Below are 17,533 nucleotides of genomic sequence, written 5' to 3'. Positions count from 1 at the left end.
GGCGCCGGGTCTCAATGGCCGCGCTCGGCGCCGCCGTTGACCTGGATGATCTGCGAGGTGACATGCGCGGCGCCGGGCGAGGCCAGCCAGTGCAGGGTCGCGGCGACGTCGCCCGGTATCCCGGGGCGGCCGTTCAGCGTCTCGGCGATGAGCCGTGCCCGCCGCTCCTCGTCCATGGAGTCCCCGAAGAACTCGGTGTCCTCGACGTATCCCGGCGCGACCACGTTCACGGTGATGCCGCGCGGTCCCAGCTGCCGGGCCAGGTCGTGCGCGTAGGGATGCAGTCCGGCCTTGGCCGCCGCGTAGGCACCGCTGCCGGAACCGCGGTAGGCGGCGATGGAGCTGATGAACAGCACCCGGCCGCCGGGCGCGGCGAGCCGGTCCTTGAGCGCCTCGGTGAGGAGGGCGGCGGTGAGGACGTTCTGCCGGAAGGCGGCCGTCCAGTCGTGGGCCACCCGGTCCAGGGGGTCTTCGCTCGCGGCAGGCTGCTCCCGGTACCCGGCGCCGCCGGCCGCGTGCACGAGGACGTCCACGGTGCCCAGCTCCTGGGCGACGAACCGGGCCGCCCGGCGCACCTGGTCCGGCTCGGAGAGATCCGCGGCATGGGTCAGGGCCCCGGGCACCTCCGCCTTCTCCAGCACCTCGGCGCGCCGGCCGAGCAACAGCACCCGGTCGCCGTCCGCCGCGAACGTCTGCGCCGTCGCCCGCCCGATTCCCGTGCCGCCACCACTGATCACGATGTTGCGAGTCATGATCCGAGAGTAGGAGCGAGTCACCGGCCGTGCCCGGATTTATCCACAGGCTCGGCCTGCTTGTACGACTATTCATCCGCAGGGGCTATGGGCACCGGTGCTCACCGCAGGCTGCGCACGTCGAGATGCCGGAGCACCCGGTCCACGATCTCCGGATCCGCGCCCGGCTCGCTCCGCGCCGCCAGCACCTCGTGCCGCGCCGCGCTCAGCATCTCGCTCTGGATCTTCCGGATCCGCTTCAGCCGCCTGACCCGCTGGTGCTGCGCCTCGCGCCGCTCCTCCTCCCCCATGTCGGGGCTGATCCGGATCCCGATGTCGTAGGCGCGCCGCAGCATCTGCTCGGACAGCTCCTCGGGCAGCTCCTCCACCTGCTCGATCTCCCGCAGCCGGCGCTTGGCCGCCCTCGCGGCGCGTACCGCCAGCTCCTTCTCGAACTCCTTCTCCCGCTCGGAGTCGGCCCGCACCCCGAGCCGTCTGACGAGCGACGGCAGTGTGAGCCCCTGCAGGACCAGCGTGACGATGATGACCCCGAAGGCGATGAAGACGATCTCGTCGCGGTCGGGAAACGGGGCCCCGGCGTCGGTCTTCAGCGGGACCGCCAGCGCCAGCGCCACCGAGGCCACCCCGCGCATCCCGGACCACCACATCACGACGGTCTCGCGCCAGCTCACCGGGATCTCCTCGTCGTAGTCCCGCCCCGCGTGCAGCCGCTTGGTCAGCCAGGTCGCGGGCAGCAGCCACACCAGCCGTACGGCGATCACCACGCCCACGACGACGGCGGCCCAGCCGAGCAGCTCCCCCCAGCGCCCCTGGGCCGTGCCGATCGCGTGGTGCAGCTCCAGACCGATGAGCCCGAAGGCGACCCCGGTGACCAGGGTGTCGATGATGTCCCAGAAGGTGTGCCCGGCCAGCCGGGTCATCACGTCGTCGGCGTCGGTGGCGTACTCGGCGAGGAACAGCGCCGTGGTGAGCACCGCGAGCACCCCGGAGCCGTGCAGCTTCTCCGCGAGCACGTACGAGGCGTACGGCACCAGCAGGGTCATGCCGATCTGCAGGGTCGGATCGCCGAGCAGGTCCATCAGCCTGTTCGCGCCCCAGCCCAGCACCAGGCCCGCGACGACGGCGACGACGGCGGACAGCACGAAGTCCGCGCCGGCCCGCCAGGCCGAGAAGGATCCGCTCAGCACCGCGGCGATCGCCACGTGGTACAGCACGATGGCGGTGACGTCGTTGAAGAGCCCCTCACCCTCGAGGATGGACACCAGGCGGCGCGGCAGCCCCAGTTGCCCGGCGACGCTGGTCGCGGCGACCGGGTCGGGCGGGGCGATCAGCGCGCCGAGCGCGACGGCGGCGGCGACGGTCAGGCCCGGCACGATCGCGTGCGCGACGACCGCCACGCACACCGTCGTGACGAAGACCAGGGCGACGGCCAGCAGCAGGATCGGGCGGATGTTGGCCGCGAACTGCCGCCAGGAGGTGCGCCGTACGGCGGCGTAGAGCAGGGGCGGGAGCAGTCCGGGCAGGATCAGCTCCGGCGGGATGTTCACGTCGGGCACGAAGTCGGCCACCGCGAGGACCCCGCCGAACAGGGTCATCAGCACCGGCGCCGGCACCCCGAACCGGTCCCCCACCGGGACGCTCACCAGGGCCCCGAGCAGCAGGACGAACAGCAGAGCCAACTGGTCCACGGACGGCGCTCCGGGGTCGACGATCATCTCGCAGGCTTCAAGACTGCCATCCGGCCGGACGGAACGCCCGCCGCCCCCCGGGCTCGGCCCGGCTCCCTACAGGGCGCGGCGCATCGCCCGGTGCGGTATCCCGGCGTCCGGGAACTCCGGGCCGTACGCCGTGTAGCCGAGGCGCTCGTAGAAGCCCAGCGCGTGGGTCTGGGCGCGCAGGTCGACCGCGGTGAGGCCACGCGCGCGTGCCGCGTCCTCGATGGCCCGCACCAGGGCCGCGCCGACGCCGAGCCCGCGGGCCTCGCGGGTGACGGCGAGCCGCCCCAGGGAGCCCACCGAGGCATCCCCGCCCGTCTTGGCCGCGGCGCTCTCGCCGTGCAGCAGCCGCCCGGTGCCCAGCGGCACGCCGTCCTCGCGGACCGCCAGCACATGCACGGCGGCCGCGTCGTAGGCGTCGTACTCGATGTCCTCGGCGACGCCCTGCTCGCGGACGAAGACCTCCTTGCGGACCGCGAAGCAGGCCTCGCGGTCGGCGGGGTCCTCGGCGACCCGCACGGCGTACGGCGCGCTCATGCGTACGTCTCCTCGCGCACCTGGTCGAGGGCCTTCTGCAGGTCCGCGGGGTACTCGCTCTCGAACTCCACCCACTGGCCGTCCCCGGGGTGCTCGAAGCCGAGGCGCACGGCGTGCAGCCACTGGCGGGTCAGGCGCAGCCGCTTGGCGAGGGTCGGGTCGGCGCCGTAGGTGAGGTCACCGACGCAGGGGTGGCGGTGGGCGGCCATGTGGACGCGGATCTGGTGGGTGCGGCCGGTCTCCAGCTTCACGTCCAGCAGCGAGGCCGCGCGGAACGCCTCGATGAGGTCGTAGTGCGTGACGGAGGGCTTGCCCTCGGCCGTGACCGCCCACTTGTAGTCGTGGTTCGGGTGGCGGCCGATCGGCGCGTCGATGGTGCCGCTCGTGGGGTCCGGGTGGCCCTGGACCAGGGTGTGGTAGCGCTTGTCGACCGTGCGCTCCTTGAACTGGCGCTTGAGCGAGGTGTAGGCGCGCTCCGACTTGGCGACCACCATCAGGCCCGAGGTGCCCACGTCGAGGCGGTGCACGATGCCCTGGCGCTCGGCGGCGCCGGAGGTGGAGATCCGGTACCCGGCGGCGGCGAGACCGCCGATGACGGTGGGACCGGTCCAGCCCGGCGACGGGTGCGCGGCCACGCCGACCGGCTTGACGATCACCACCACGTCCTCGTCGTCGTGCACGATCTCCATGCCCTCGACCGGCTCGGCGACGATCTGCACCGGCGCGGGCGCCTGGGGCATCTCGACCTCGAGCCAGGCGCCGCCGCGCACCCGCTCGGACTTGCCGACCACCGCGCCGTCGACCTGGACCTTGCCGGCCGCGGCCAGCTCCGCCGCCTTGGTGCGGGAGAAGCCGAACATGCGGGAGATGGCGGCGTCGACGCGCTCGCCCTCCAGGCCGTCGGGCACGGGCAGGGTACGGATCTCGGGAATCGTGCTCACCCGTCGAGTATGCCGGACGGGCGGAACCGGCCCGCACGAGCCTGTGGAAAACCTGCCGTGGACGGCTCGGGGGTTCAGTCCTTCCCGGGGCTCAGTCCCGGTGCAGCGTGCCGTCCGGGTCGAGGCCCCGGAAGGACAGCAGCACGATCAGGATGCCGCCGCACACGATCGCCGAGTCGGCCAGGTTGAACACCGCGAAGCCCTTGGGCGCGATGAAGTCGACGACCTTGCCCTCGAAGACGCCGGGCGACCGGAAGATCCGGTCGGTGAGGTTGCCGAGCGCGCCGCCGAGCAGCAGGCCGAGCGCGATGGCCCAGGGGTAGCTGTAGAGCTTGCGGGCCAGCCGGATGATCACCACGATCACGGCCGCGGCGATCAGGGTGAAGATGATCGTGAAGGCCTGGCCGAAGCCGAAGGCCGCACCCGGGTTGCGGGTGGCGTTCAGCTCCAGCCAGTCCCCGAGCAGCCTGATCGGCTCGCGGCCCTCCAGCCTGGCGACCACGAGCAGCTTGCTGATCAGGTCGAGGGCGTACGCGAAGGCGGCCACCGCGAACAGCAGGGCGATCCGTCGCCCGCGGCGCCCCCGCTCCTGGGCCGGGGCATGTTCGCCGCTGCCGTCCGGGGTGTCCGGCGTACCGATGATGCGCTCCGCCTCTGCCACGTGAGTCCCTCAACCTAGGTGCCTGACTGAGGACGAGACTACGACACGGCCGCGCACGTTCAGGAGCGGCGTTCCTGCTTCTGCTTGCACTCGACGCACAGGGTGGCCCGCGGGAAGGCCTGCATCCGGGCCTTGCCGATGGGGTTGCCGCAGCTCTCGCACAGGCCGTAGGTGCCCGCGTCCAGCCGCTCCAGGGCGCGCTCGGTCTGGATCAGCATGTCACGCGCGCCGGCGGCCAGGGCCATCTCGTGCTCACGGGTGATGTTCTTGGCGCCGATGTCGGCCTGGTCGTCGCCCGCGCCGTCCCCGGAGTCCCGCATCAGCCCCGCGAGCGACGCCTCGGAGGAGCTGATCTCCTCCTGCAGCCGCTCCGCCTCCGACAGCAGTTCGGCACGGGCCTCGTCGACCTCGTCCGCGGTCCAGGGGTCCTCGCCGGGGCGCACCGCCAGCTCGCCGGGCTCCGCCGCGGCGCCTCGCGCCTTGGGGACGGCGGTCTCCGCCGTGGCCGTGCCAGGAGTCTTCTTCGCAACCACTGTCGTGGCTCCCGTCTGCTTGGCGGCCCGCGCCGCGCCCGCTTTCTTGGCCCTGCTCGTGTCGGCCGCCTCCGTGGAGACGCCCGCCGCGGCCGCCTTCCCGCCGCCGGCCTTCTTCGCCGCCGGCTTCCGTACGGCCGTCTCGCCCACCGCTCCCTTCGCCACCGGCTTGTCCACGGCCGTCTCGCCCACCGCCCCCTTCGCCGCCGGCTTCCTCCCGCCGGTCTTCCCGGCCGCCGCCTTCTCGGGCACTGCCGCACCGGCCGCCGCGACGCGGATTCCCGTCTTCACGGCCGACGCGCTCCTGGCCGCCGTCCTCTTGCCGGCCGCCGAAGTCTTCTCACCGGCCGCCGTCTCGGCAGCGGCTTCACCGGCCGTGGCGTTCCGGGCTGTGGCCTCCTGCGCCGTGGCCTTCACGGTCGAGGTCTTCTGCGCCGTGGCCTTACCGGCCGAGGTGCTCTTGGCCGAGGCCTTCCCGGCCGAGGTCTTCCGGACCGAGGTCTTGATGGCCGCGGCCTTCTTGGCGGCGGGCTTCTCAGCCGCCGTCTTCTTGGCGGCTGTTTCCTTCAGCGCCGCCTTCCCGGCCGCCGTCGCCTTTGCGGTGCTCTTCTCGGCGGTGGACTTCTCGGCGCCGGCCTTTCCGGCCGAGGCCTTCCTGGACGCGGTCCTCCGGGCCGACGTGCTCTTCTCAGCGGCCGCGTCCCCGGCAGCGGACTTCTTCGCCGGGGACGTCTTCGCCGCCGAAGTCCTCGCCGCGGACGTCTTGGCCGCCGAGGTGGTCGCGGCGGACGTCTTGGCCGCCGAAGTCCTCGCGGCGGACGTCCTGGCCGCCGACGTGGTCCCGGCGGACTTCTCAGCGGCCGTCTTCCTCGCAGCCGCCGTACCGGCACCCGCGGCGGCCCTCGTGCCCGCAGTCGCCTTCGCACCGGCCGTCGCCCGGCTGTCCGTCGTTCTCCTGACGGCCGGCTCCTTCGGGGCCGGGTCTCGCAGCGCCGTTCTTCTCGCGGCCGGCTCCGCGCTCCTTCCCCCGGTCAGCCTCGTCCTGCCGGCCGCTCCCTTGGCCTGGCCACCCGGGGCGGCCGCAGCGCCGGAGGCGGCCGCGCCCCGGCGCCGGCCGGTCGCCGGCTGCTGTACGGCGGTCTTTTTCGCCACCATGGCCGCGACCCCTTCACATATTGTGATCATGTTCGCGAATCGTGCTGGGACGATAAATCGACTTGAGTCCCGCGGCAACGGGGCACACCGCCCGATTCGCCCGCCCGCACCCCCGCGCAGCGGGTCTGCATCCGTTGTGCCCAGCTCCCCGCCGGGTAATCCGCCACGCCCGGCCTCCCCGGATCCGGGCGCCCGGCCCCTGGCCATTCGGGTCACCCGGGCCGTCGCGGAGCACTCGGCCGCACCGCGGGCAAAACCGGTCGGCCGCTGTCCGCGCGGGGCCGTACACTGGGCGGAGCGAAAAGCGTGGATGGGGACGAGTAGCGGCGTACGCAGCCCAGAGCGACCCGGGGACGGTGTGAGCCCGGGGGCGAGCGCGACGTGAAGATCACCCCGGAGCCGCCGGAAGAAAGCCCAGCACGGGTGAGTAGAACCGGCTTCGCGACCCCAATGAGGGGGCTCACCGGCGCGTACGGCGCGGCGGGGGGCCAAGGAGGGTGGTACCGCGGGAGCGCGCCGCACACGGCGTTGCAGGATCGAAGGCTCTCGTCCCTCCGACGGAAGGCAGCAAGTCCGTTGGAGGATGCTCGCAGATGACAGCGCCGACGTACCGCCAGGTGCCCGCACAGGTCGACCTGCCCGCTCTTGAGCACGCCGTGCTCGACTTCTGGCGCGAGCAGAAGATCTTCGCCAAGAGCCTGGAGCAGTCGCAGGGCCGCCCGGAATGGGTGTTCTACGAAGGCCCGCCCACCGCCAACGGCATGCCCGGCGCCCACCACATCGAGGCGCGCGTCTTCAAGGACGTCTTCCCCCGCTTCCGCACCATGCGCGGCTACCACGTGGCCCGCAAGGCCGGCTGGGACTGCCACGGCCTCCCGGTGGAGCTGGAGGTCGAGAAGGAGCTCGGCTTCAGCGGCAAGAAGGACATCGAGGCGTACGGCATCGCCGAGTTCAACGCCAAGTGCCGCGAGTCCGTGACCCGCCACACCGACGCCTTCGCCGAGCTGACGACCCGCATGGGTTACTGGACGGACCTCGACGGTGCCTACCGCACGATGGACCCGTCCTACATCGAATCGGTCTGGTGGTCGCTCAAGCAGATCTTCGACAAGGGGCTCCTGGTCCAGGACCACCGCGTCGCCCCCTGGTGCCCCCGCTGCGGCACCGGCCTGTCGGACCACGAGCTGGCGCAGGGCTACGAGACGGTCGTGGACCCGTCGGTCTATGTCCGTTTCCCGCTTACCTCCGGTCCGCTGGCCGGCGAGGCCGCGCTCCTGGTGTGGACGACGACCCCGTGGACCCTGGTGTCCAACACCGCGGTCGCCGCCCACCCCGAGGTCACCTACGTCGTCGCGACGAACGGCGCGGAGAAGCTCGTCGTCGCCGAGCCGCTCGTCGGCAAGGCGCTCGGCGAGGGCTGGGAGACAACGGGCCAGACCTTCACCGGCGCCGAGATGGAGCGCTGGACGTATCAGCGTCCCTTCGAGCTGGTCGAGTTCCCCGCCCCGGCCCACTACGTGGTGAACGCCGAGTACGTCACGACCGAGGACGGTACGGGTCTGGTCCACCAGTCCCCCGCCTTCGGTGAGGACGACCTCAAGGTGTGCCGCTCCTACGGCCTGCCCGTGGTCAACCCGGTGCGCCCCGACGGCACCTTCGAGGAGGACGTCCCGCTGGTCGGCGGTGTCTTCTTCAAGAAGGCGGACGAACGGCTCACCGAGGACCTGCAGCAGCGCGGCCTCCTCTTCAAGCACATCCCGTACGAGCACAGCTACCCGCACTGCTGGCGCTGCCACACCGCGCTCCTCTACTACGCGCAGCCGTCCTGGTACATCCGCACCACGGCGATCAAGGACCGCCTCCTCGAGGAGAACGAGAAGACCAACTGGTTCCCGGAGACCGTCAAGAACGGCCGGTACGGCGACTGGCTGAACAACAACATCGACTGGGCGCTGTCCCGCAACCGCTACTGGGGCACCCCGCTGCCGATCTGGCGCTGCGAGGACGGTCACCTCACCTGCGTCGGCTCCCGCGCGGAGCTGACCGTGCTGACGGGAAGCGACCAGTCGGAGCTGGACCCGCACCGCCCGTTCATCGACGAGGTCACCTTCGCCTGTCCTCAGGACGGCTGCAGGAAGACGGCCACGCGCGTGCCCGAGGTCATCGACGCCTGGTACGACTCGGGCTCGATGCCGTTCGCGCAGTGGGGCTACCCGTACCAGAACAAGGAGCTGTTCGAGTCCCGCTACCCGGCGCAGTTCATCTCCGAGGCCATCGACCAGACCCGCGGCTGGTTCTACACGCTGATGGCGGTCGGCACCCTGGTGTTCGACAAGTCGTCGTACGAGAACGTCGTCTGCTTGGGCCACATCCTCGCGGAGGACGGCCGCAAGATGTCCAAGCACCTGGGCAACACCCTGCAGCCCATCCCGCTCATGGACCAGCACGGCGCGGACGCGGTGCGCTGGTTCATGGCGGCCGGCGGCTCCCCGTGGGCGGCGCGCCGCGTGGGCCACGGCACGATCCAGGAGGTGGTGCGCAAGACGCTTCTCACCTACTGGAACACGGTCGCCTTCCAGGCCCTGTACGCCCGCACCTCGAACTGGGCGCCGAGCGAGGCCGACCCGGCCCCGGCCGACCGCCCGGTCCTGGACCGCTGGCTGCTGTCCGAGCTGCACGCGCTGACCGACCAGGTGACGCAGTCCCTGGAGGCGTACGACACCCAGCGCGCCGGCAAGCTGCTGTCCGCGTTCGTCGACGACCTGTCGAACTGGTACGTCCGCCGCTCCCGGCGCCGCTTCTGGCAGGGCGACAAGGCCGCGCTGCGCACCCTGCACGAGGTGCTGGAGACCGTCACCAAGCTGATGGCGCCGATCACCCCGTTCATCACCGAGCGGGTGTGGCAGGACCTGGTCGTGCCGGTGACCCCGGGCGCCCCGGAGTCGGTGCACCTGGCCGCCTGGCCGGAGGCGGACCTGTCCGCGATCGACCCGGAGCTGTCGAAGCAGATGGTCCTGGTCCGCCGGCTCGTCGAGCTGGGCCGCGCCACGCGCGCGGAGTCGGGCGTCAAGACGCGTCAGCCGCTGTCCCGCGCGCTGATCGCGGCGGCCGGCTTCGAGTCCCTGGACCCCGAGCTGCACACGCAGATCACCGAGGAGCTGAACGTCTCCTCGCTGGCGTCGCTGTCCGAGGTGGGCGGCTCGCTGGTGGACACCACCGCCAAGGCCAACTTCCGGGCGCTGGGCAAGCGGTTCGGCAAGCGGGTGCAGGACGTGGCGAAGGCGATCGCGAACGCGGACGCCGCCGCGCTGTCGCTGGCGCTGCGCGAGGGCACGGCCTCGGTGGAGGTCGACGGCGAGACGGTCGCCCTGGCCCCCGACGAGGTGATCATCACCGAGACCCCGCGCGAGGGCTGGTCGGTGGCCTCCGACTCGGGCGCCACGGTCGCCCTGGACCTGGAGATCACCGAGGAGCTGCGGCAGGCGGGCCTGGCCCGTGACGCGATCCGGCTGATCCAGGAGGCCCGGAAGAACAGCGGCCTGGACGTCGCCGACCGGATCGCTCTGCGCTGGACCTCGACGGACCCGGCGGTGGTCGCGGCGCTGACCGAGCACAGCGCGCTGATCGCCGAGGAGGTCCTGTCGACCGACTTCGCGCAGGGTGAGGCGGACGACACCTTCGGTGAGCCGTTCACCGACGAGGGCCTGTCGCTGACGTTCCGCCTGCGCAAGGCGTAAGCCCCGAACCGGCCGAGAGCGGCCCGGTCTCCGCGAGGAGACCGGGCCTTCTTCATGGGCGCCGGCGCTGCAAGGTGGCCCGACCTCTGCCGCGCGCTCCGCGCCCTCCGTATGGACGCCGGTCCTGCGCCGCGGGCCACCCCTGTTCATGGGCCGGGGTATCCCCCACCACGTTCATCGGCCGGCCGAGGTTCCCCCGACCACCCGGCCCGAGATCTGACCGTGCCGGACCACCGCCTCCCCGGGCCCGGCACTTGCCTCTCAACCCGCGTAAACAGGGCGGGCCCCCGCGACCGAAGTCCCGGGGGCCCGCCCTGGTGAGCGCTGCCGACGCCGTTGTCGTACTAGTGCCCGATGCTCAGTTGTCGTCCTCGTCGATCAGGAACCCGCGCATCGGCGAGGGTGCCTGGCCCATCGGGGACGGACCCTGCGGGCGAACCGGGGCCATGGGCTGGGTCATGGCCGGGCTCATCTGCTGCTGGCCGCCGTAGGACGGGGCGGACGGACCGGGGTTGCCGCCCATCGTCTGGTTGCCGCCGTAGGACGGGGCGCTCGCGCCGGCCGGAGCCATGGAGGGCGCCGGGGACGGCGGCAGCGACGCGGTCGCCGGGGTGCGCGGCGGGGCCAGGGAGTCGTCGGCCTGGGTCTCCAGCTGGCGCAGCTGGGACTCGAGGTACGACTTCAGGCGCGTGCGGTACTCGCGCTCGAAGCCGCGCAGGTCCTCGACCTTGCGCTCCAGCGTGGCGCGGGCGGACTCCAGGGAGCCCATCGCGACGCGGTGCTTCTCCTGCGCGTCCCGCTCCAGGGCGTCGGCCTTGGCACGGGCGTCACGCTCCAGACCCTCGGCGCGGCTGCGGGCCTCGCCGACGATCTTGTTGGCCTCGGAGCGGGCCTCGGCGATCGCCTGGTCGGCGGTCTGCTGGGCCAGCGAGAGGACTCGGGCGGCGCTGTCGCCGCCGGGGCCCTGACCGGGCATGCCCATGGGACCACCCATGGGGCCGCCCATCTGCTGCTGCATGGGCGGCTGGCCGCCCATCGGGCCCTGGCCCATCGGACCCTGGCCCATCGGGCCGGGACCCTGCGGGCCGCCCTGACCGCCGGGGCCGGCGGGCAGCTGCGGGGCACCGCTCGGCAGCTGGGGCGGGCCACCCATGGGGCCGCCCATCTGCTGCTGCGGCGGGCCCGATATCCCGGCGGGCACCGGCGCGCCGGGACCTCGCATGCCCTGCTGCTGCGGGTGCTGCTGCTGGTCCTGCTCCGGCGGGCCCTTGCGCATGTTCTGCTGGTTCTGGGCGGCCGCACGGGTCGCCGCGGCCAGCTTGGCGCGCAGGTCCTCGTTCTCGCGGAGCAGACGGGTCAGTTCGGCTTCGACCTCGTCGAGGAAGGCATCGACCTCGTCCTCGTCATAGCCTTCTCGGAGGCGGACGGTCGTGAACTGCTTGTTCCGCACGTCCTCGGGGGTCAACGGCATCTCTTCACCTCAACGTAGTCATCGGCAGTCGGCAAGACCGTATCGTCCACCCTCATCACATGAAGCTCCCCGTGATGGAGAGGAGGATGTAGACGATGATCATCAGTACGAAGAAGGACAGGTCGAGCGCCACGCCCCCGAGACGCAGCGGCGGGATGAACCGCCGCAGAAGCTTCAGCGGTGGATCGGTGACAGTGTAGGTGGCCTCCAGTACGACCACCATCGCCTTGCCGGGTTGCCACGAGCGGGCGAACTGGAACACGTAGTCCATCACGAGCCGGAAGATCAGCACGACGAGGAACACAAGCAGCGCGGTGTGGACCACCGTGATGAACACGCTCATGGCCTGCGCTTCCCTCTCCCCTGTCCGTGCTCTTCCGAACCTGATCCGGTCGTCTGCGTCTCAGCTCTGGTTGAAGAACCCGCCCTCTGCGATGCGGGCCTTGTCCTCCGCCGTGACATCGACGTTAGCAGGAGACAACAGGAACACCTTCTGCGTCACCCGCTCGATGCTGCCGTGTAGACCAAACACCAAACCGGCCGCAAAGTCGACAAGTCGCTTCGCGTCTGTGTCATCCATCTCAGTCAGATTCATGATCACCGGGGTGCCCTCACGGAAGTGTTCCCCGATGGTACGGGCCTCGTTGTAGGTCCGGGGGTGAAGCGTGGTGATCCGGTAAGGCTCTCGCTCGGACACAACCTTGGGCATGATCACCGGTGCGTTCTTCTCGAGGGACTGACGTTCTTGTGTGATGGATGCCACGGGCGCGATCCGCGCCGGACGCCCGGATTCCGCGGCGAGCGAAGTCGAACGGGCCACCGGCTCGCGCGGCGCGGGCGGTTGCACGATACGCACCTCTTCGTCCCTTTGGGACTGATGTGCGCTGTGCGACTGGTGTGACGATTCGTGCCGTCGATGGTCCCGTTCCGGCTCCGGGTCCAACTCGGGCTCGAAGTCGTCGTCGGGGTCGAATCCGCGGCCGTCGTACCCATCGTCCTCCACGAGGCCGAGGTAGACCGCCATCTTGCGCATCGCGCCGGCCATGCTCTGAGTCCTCCGCTCTGTGGTGGATCGGCTGACGACTGCCAAGTGCCCGCGATCCACGAGGTCGTTGTGCCCGCCTTCGCAGGCACTGACCATATTTTCTGCTGTGGTCCGACTTCTTGGCGACGTTACCCGAGCCTGGGGCGGACTCCGAGTACCGCGGTGCCGACGCGTACATGTGTCGCCCCGGCGGCCACGGCCTGTTCGAGGTCCGCACTCATCCCTGCCGACACCATGGTTGCAGCCGGATGGGCTCGGCGCAGGTCAGTCGACAAATCCATGAGCCGTTCAAACGCCGCCCGTTCGCGCCCCGCGTACTCCCCCGTGAGCGGAGCGACGGTCATCAGCCCGTCGAGCCGCAGCCCCGGCGCCCGTCCGACGAGGTCGGCCAATTCTTCGATTCCGTCCGGGGCCACGCCGCCACGCTCGCCTCTGCCGCTCTCCCCCGCGTCCAGCGCGACCTGGATCAGGCAGCCGATCTCGCGGCCCGCCCGCACGGCCTCCTTCGACAGGGCCGTGACGAGCCGGGCGCGGTCGACGGACTGCACGACATCGGCGTAACCGACCACGGAACGGACCTTGTTGGTCTGCAACTGGCCGACAAAATGCCACTTAAGGGGCAGATCCGAGCATGCGGCGGCCTTCGGCGCCGCGTCCTGGTCGCGGTTCTCGGCGACATGGCGCACACCGAGTTCCGACAGGATCCGCACATCGCTCGCCGGATAGGTCTTGGTGACCACGATCAGGGTCACCTCCTCCCGCTTGCGCCCGGCCGCCACGCACGCGGCGGTGATGCGCTCCTCCACTTTCGCCAGGTTTGCGGCGAGTTGGGTCTTACGGTCCGTCATGCCCCATCAGTCCAGCCAGACATAGCCCGCGAGCCGCCCGGTGGTGCGGTCTCGGCGGTACGAGAAGTGATCGCCCGACTCCAGCGTGCACTCCGGCGCCTGCGCCCGGTCGCACACCCCGAGCCGGTCGAGCTGCGCGTGCACCCCGGCGCTCACATCGACCGCCGGCGTGCCCCAGCTCGTCTCTGCGTACGCCGCCGGCTCGACGGCCGCCACCTCGGCGCGCATCGCCTCGGGTACTTCGTAGCACCGCCCGCACACGGCCGGTCCGGTGCGGGCGACGATCCGGCCCGGCTCGGCGCCGAGTTCGACCATGGCCCGTACGGCGGCCGGGACGACGCCCTGGACCATGCCGGGCCGGCCCGCGTGCGCCGCCGCGGCGACTCCGGCGACCGGATCGGCGAGCAGCACCGGCACGCAGTCGGCGGTGAGCACGGCGAGGGCGAGTCCGCGGCGGACGGTGACGATCGCGTCGACCTCCGGGACCGGGCGGTCGCCCCAGGGTTCGTCGACGACGGCCACGTCGGCGCCGTGCACCTGGTTCATCCACACGACCCGGGCCGGGTCGATACCGAGCGACTTGGCCGCGATGTCCCGGTTGGCCCGTACGGCCTCCGGGTCGTCGCCGACCGCGCCGCCGAGGTTGAGCTCCTCATACGGAGCGGCGCTCACCCCGCCCCACCGGTCGGTGAAGGCGAAGTGGGCGCCGCTCACGCTCTCGCGCCGTCTTATCACTTGAGGAAGTCCGGGACGTCCAGCTCCTCGGCCGCGCTGTCCGTGTAGGCCGGACGCGGCGCCGGGGTGACCGGCGGCGCGGGGGCCGGGATGTCGGCCACGGGCTCGGGCGCCGGCTCCGGGTCCTCCTTGGGCTTGACGCTGCCGAGCGAGCCGAAGGACGGGCGGCTGGGCTCGGCCTGCCGTACCGGCGTGGGCTCCTCTCGGCGGGCGCCCCCCGAGGCCGAGGACGAGCCGAGGACGTTGTCCCGGCGGGCCGGGGGCTGGCCGCCGTCGAAGCCGGCCGCGATCACGGTGACCCGCACCTCGTCGCCGAGGGCGTCGTCGATGACCGCGCCGAAGATGATGTTGGCCTCCGGGTGGGCGGCCTCGCTGACCAGCTGGGCGGCCTCGTTGATCTCGAACAGGCCGAGGTCGGAGCCGCCGGAGATGGAGAGCAGCACACCGCGGGCGCCGTCGATGGACGCCTCCAGCAGCGGGGAGGAGATCGCCATCTCGGCCGCGGCCACCGCGCGGTCGTCGCCGCGGGCGGAGCCGATGCCCATGAGGGCCGAACCGGCCTCGGACATGACGGACTTCACGTCGGCGAAGTCGAGGTTGATCAGACCGGGGGTGGTGATGAGGTCGGTGATGCCCTGGACACCGGAGAGCAGGACCTGGTCGGCGGACTTGAAGGCGTCCAGGACCGAGACCTGGCGGTCCGAGATGGACAGCAGCCGGTCGTTGGGGATGACGATGAGGGTGTCGACCTCTTCGCGCAGTTCGGCGATGCCGTCCTCGGCCTGGTTCGCGCGGCGCCGTCCCTCGAAGGTGAACGGGCGCGTGACCACGCCGATGGTGAGGGCGCCCAGCGAGCGCGCGATGTTGGCCACGACGGGCGCGCCGCCGGTGCCGGTGCCGCCGCCTTCACCGGCCGTCACGAAGACCATGTCGGCCCCCTTGAGGACCTCCTCGATCTCCTCGCGGTGGTCCTCGGCGGCCTTGCGGCCGACGGCCGGGTTGGCTCCGGCGCCGAGTCCGCGGGTGAGTTCGCGGCCGACGTCCAGCTTGACGTCGGCGTCGCTCATCAACAGCGCCTGTGCGTCGGTGTTGATGGCGATGAACTCGACGCCCTTGAGACCGACCTCGATCATCCGGTTGATGGCATTGACACCACCGCCGCCGACACCGATGACCTTGATGACTGCGAGGTAGTTCTGCGGTGCTGCCACGTCGAAGGCCTCTCGCCTCGAATTACGTTGTCGTCGCCGTGCGGTGCCCCGCGCGGGGACGACGGATGCCGAATGGGACGGTCCGTAGCGCCGACCCGAACCCTAACCCTGAAGTTTAGGGTTACCAGTGTGTCTGTTCCCTGGAGTCTTCTGAACAGGACACTAAGTCGACAAGTGGCGCCCGTTCAACGAACACGCCGAACCTCCCGTTTTTCTTTTCACCCTATGTGATCAGGCGTAGCGGTGCCCAACCAGGGTGCTGGCCTGCGCTGATGCGCGTCAACTCCCCGAAGAGGCCGGGGCGGTGGGGACGCTGACATCCAAGTGCCGTGCGCCGGGAGCTGCTTTCATGAGAGCTGCGAGGGTCCGTGCCTTGGCGCGGCCGTTCTCGCTGCTGCCCCAGGCCACCGTGCGGCCGCCGGCCAACTCCAGCGAGATGTCGTCGTAGGAACGGACTTGGACGGTCCGGGTGTCCCGCGCCACCGCGGCCGGCAGGTCGCCCGCGACCTGGACGGCCTCGCGCACGAGCCGGCCGGTGCCGAAGCGGCGGAAGCTCGCGGCGCCCGAACCCGTGCGGAACACGGACATTTCCAGCAGGGGAACACCGTCCGGCGCCCGCGAAACCGTGGCGAACCGGACACCTTCGTGGTCGACTTCGATGAAATTCCGCCCTTTTCGGACCAGCAGTACCGGGCTGCGCTCGGTCACCTTCAGACCGATTCCACGGGGCCAGGCGCGGACCACGTCAACGGTGTCAATTCGGGGCAGTTTCCGGCGAAGCCGGGCTTCGATGCGGTCGGTGTCGACGGAAATCATCGGCGCCCCGACCGGTACGGCCGCCGCGCTGCGCACCTCTGCGGGGGTCAGCACGCGCGTGCCGGACACCGAGACGTGCCGGACGCGCACCCAGGACGAGCCGTACAGCACCCAGACGCCGGCCCCCAGCAGTACGGCAACTGCGGCCAGAATGACGATCGTACGAAGGCGCGGCCGCCGGAGCCTGCGGGCGAGCGGCGGGCCGGACGACTCCTGCTGGCGTTCACCGCGCTCGGCGGTCGTCTGTCCGGCCACGCTCACTGCCCCTTCGTCATATGGTCCTAACGGCGTGAGGCGATCGCCTCGTACACCATGCCGACGAGCAGTTCGTCGGCGTCCCGGCGGCCGAACTCGCTTGCGGCGCGGGACATCTCGTACAGCCGGTGCGGATCGGCGAGCACGGGCAGGACGTTCTGCTGCACCCACTCGGGCGTGAGTTCCGCGTCGTCGACCAGGAGTCCGCCGCCGGCCTTCACCACCGGCTGGGCGTTGAGCCGCTGTTCGCCGTTGCCGATGGGCAGCGGGACGTACGCGGCCGGAAGCCCGACGGCGGAGAGCTCGGCGACGGTCATCGCGCCCGCGCGGCAGAGCATCATGTCGGCCGCGGCGTACGCGAGGTCCATCCGGTCCAGGTAACTTACCGGGATATAGGGGGGCATTCCCGGCATCTGGTGCACCTGCGGCAGTTCGTTCTTCGGGCCGACCGCGTGCAGGATCTGGATGCCGGCCTGCTGGAGCCAGGGGGCGACCGCCTGGGTCACCTCGTTCAGCCGCCGGGCGCCCTGGGAGCCGCCGGAGACCAGCAGCGTGGGCAGGTTCGGGTCGAGGCCGAAGCGGTGCCGGGCCTCCGGGCGCGCGGCGGCGCGGTCCAGGGTGGCGATGGAGCGGCGCAGCGGGATGCCGATGTAGCGGGCGTCGCGCAGCTTGCTGTCCGGCGTGGAGACGGCGACCCGGGCCGCGTACCGCGAGCCGATCTTGTTGGCGAGGCCGGGGCGGGCGTTGGCCTCGTGGATCACGATGGGCACGCCGAGGCGCTTGGCGGCCAGATAGCCGGGCAGGGCGACATAGCCGCCGAAACCGACCACGACGTCCGCCTTGGTGCGCTCCAGGACCTGCTCGGCGGCCTTGATGGTGCCGCGCAGCCGGCCCGGGACGGTGATCAGCTCGGGCGTCGGCTTGCGGGGCAGCGGCACCGCCGGGATCAGCGCGAGTTCGTAGCCGCGCTCGGGGACGAGCCGGGTCTCCAGGCCGCGCTCCGTGCCCAGGGCCGTGATCCCCACGGTCGGGTCCTGCCTGCGCAGGGCGTCCGCGAGGGCGAGCGCGGGCTCGATGTGGCCGGCGGTCCCCCCACCGGCGAGTACGACATGCACCGAAAT

The 17,533-nt window shown here is 71.4% G+C and carries 15 protein-coding genes; 1 reads left to right on the top strand and 14 read right to left on the bottom strand.

Annotation, left to right across the window (positions count from 1 at the left end; translation table 11 throughout):
- Positions 1 to 11: 11 nt before the first annotated feature.
- The 6 genes from OG956_RS27095 to OG956_RS27070 form a co-directional block, all read right to left on the bottom strand.
- The gene (locus OG956_RS27095; RefSeq protein ID WP_330340607.1) at positions 12 to 752 is read right to left on the bottom strand and encodes an SDR family NAD(P)-dependent oxidoreductase; all 741 of its coding nucleotides are present in this window, start codon (positions 750 to 752) and stop codon (positions 12 to 14) included.
- A 101-nt stretch (positions 753 to 853) separates the two neighbouring features.
- Positions 854 to 2,440, bottom strand: a complete 1,587-nt coding sequence (locus tag OG956_RS27090) for a Na+/H+ antiporter (protein WP_330342960.1) — start codon at positions 2,438 to 2,440, stop codon at positions 854 to 856.
- Between the two features lie 96 nt (positions 2,441 to 2,536).
- Entirely contained in the window at positions 2,537 to 3,004 is a 468-nt protein-coding gene (locus OG956_RS27085; RefSeq protein ID WP_330340606.1) for a GNAT family N-acetyltransferase, read from the bottom strand.
- Positions 3,001 to 3,945, bottom strand: coding sequence for an RluA family pseudouridine synthase (locus tag OG956_RS27080; RefSeq protein ID WP_330340605.1), 945 nt, complete (start codon positions 3,943 to 3,945; stop codon positions 3,001 to 3,003). The genes OG956_RS27085 and OG956_RS27080 overlap by 4 nt, the downstream gene beginning before the upstream one ends.
- 91 nt (positions 3,946 to 4,036) lie before the next feature.
- On the bottom strand, positions 4,037 to 4,606 hold the full coding sequence (gene lspA / locus OG956_RS27075) for a signal peptidase II (RefSeq protein ID WP_330340604.1): 570 nt from the start codon (positions 4,604 to 4,606) through the stop codon (positions 4,037 to 4,039).
- 59 nt (positions 4,607 to 4,665) lie between these two features.
- Entirely contained in the window at positions 4,666 to 6,294 is a 1,629-nt protein-coding gene (locus tag OG956_RS27070) for a TraR/DksA C4-type zinc finger protein (protein WP_330340603.1), read from the bottom strand.
- 593 nt (positions 6,295 to 6,887) lie between these two features.
- Between OG956_RS27070 and ileS the strand changes: the two genes are divergently transcribed.
- Positions 6,888 to 10,031 carry an isoleucine--tRNA ligase gene (gene ileS / locus OG956_RS27065; protein WP_330340602.1) on the top strand — a complete coding sequence of 1,048 codons (3,144 nt, stop codon included), beginning with the start codon at positions 6,888 to 6,890 and terminating at the stop codon, positions 10,029 to 10,031.
- Positions 10,032 to 10,389: 358 nt separating this feature from the next.
- Here ileS and OG956_RS27060 read toward each other — a convergent pair whose 3' ends face one another.
- The 8 genes from OG956_RS27060 to murG all read right to left on the bottom strand — a co-directional run bounded on the left by OG956_RS27060 (position 10,390) and on the right by murG (position 17,527).
- Positions 10,390 to 11,502 carry a DivIVA domain-containing protein gene (locus tag OG956_RS27060; RefSeq protein WP_330340601.1) on the bottom strand — a complete coding sequence of 371 codons (1,113 nt, stop codon included), beginning with the start codon at positions 11,500 to 11,502 and terminating at the stop codon, positions 10,390 to 10,392.
- Between the two features lie 55 nt (positions 11,503 to 11,557).
- Positions 11,558 to 11,845, bottom strand: a complete 288-nt coding sequence (locus tag OG956_RS27055) for a YggT family protein (RefSeq protein WP_023551437.1) — start codon at positions 11,843 to 11,845, stop codon at positions 11,558 to 11,560.
- Positions 11,846 to 11,905: 60 nt separating this feature from the next.
- Complete coding sequence (locus tag OG956_RS27050; protein ID WP_023551436.1) at positions 11,906 to 12,547, bottom strand: cell division protein SepF; 642 nt, start codon at positions 12,545 to 12,547, stop codon at positions 11,906 to 11,908.
- A 128-nt stretch (positions 12,548 to 12,675) separates the two neighbouring features.
- Complete coding sequence (locus tag OG956_RS27045) at positions 12,676 to 13,395, bottom strand: YggS family pyridoxal phosphate-dependent enzyme (protein WP_330340600.1); 720 nt, start codon at positions 13,393 to 13,395, stop codon at positions 12,676 to 12,678.
- Positions 13,396 to 13,401: 6 nt separating this feature from the next.
- Positions 13,402 to 14,109, bottom strand: coding sequence for a peptidoglycan editing factor PgeF (gene pgeF, locus OG956_RS27040; protein WP_443065615.1), 708 nt, complete (start codon positions 14,107 to 14,109; stop codon positions 13,402 to 13,404).
- Positions 14,110 to 14,126: 17 nt separating this feature from the next.
- Positions 14,127 to 15,341, bottom strand: coding sequence for a cell division protein FtsZ (ftsZ, locus tag OG956_RS27035; protein ID WP_330340598.1), 1,215 nt, complete (start codon positions 15,339 to 15,341; stop codon positions 14,127 to 14,129).
- A 279-nt stretch (positions 15,342 to 15,620) separates the two neighbouring features.
- Positions 15,621 to 16,412 (bottom strand): cell division protein FtsQ/DivIB, encoded by a 792-nt coding sequence (locus OG956_RS27030; RefSeq protein ID WP_330340597.1) that lies wholly within the window; start codon positions 16,410 to 16,412, stop codon positions 15,621 to 15,623.
- A 26-nt stretch (positions 16,413 to 16,438) separates the two neighbouring features.
- Entirely contained in the window at positions 16,439 to 17,527 is a 1,089-nt protein-coding gene (gene murG, locus OG956_RS27025; protein WP_330340596.1) for an undecaprenyldiphospho-muramoylpentapeptide beta-N-acetylglucosaminyltransferase, read from the bottom strand.
- Between the last annotated feature and the right edge of the window lie 6 nt (positions 17,528 to 17,533).

This window comes from Streptomyces sp. NBC_00557, assembly GCF_036345995.1.
In the GTDB taxonomy this organism is placed as follows: domain Bacteria; phylum Actinomycetota; class Actinomycetes; order Streptomycetales; family Streptomycetaceae; genus Streptomyces.
This window is presented reverse-complemented; position numbering and strand designations above follow the sequence as displayed.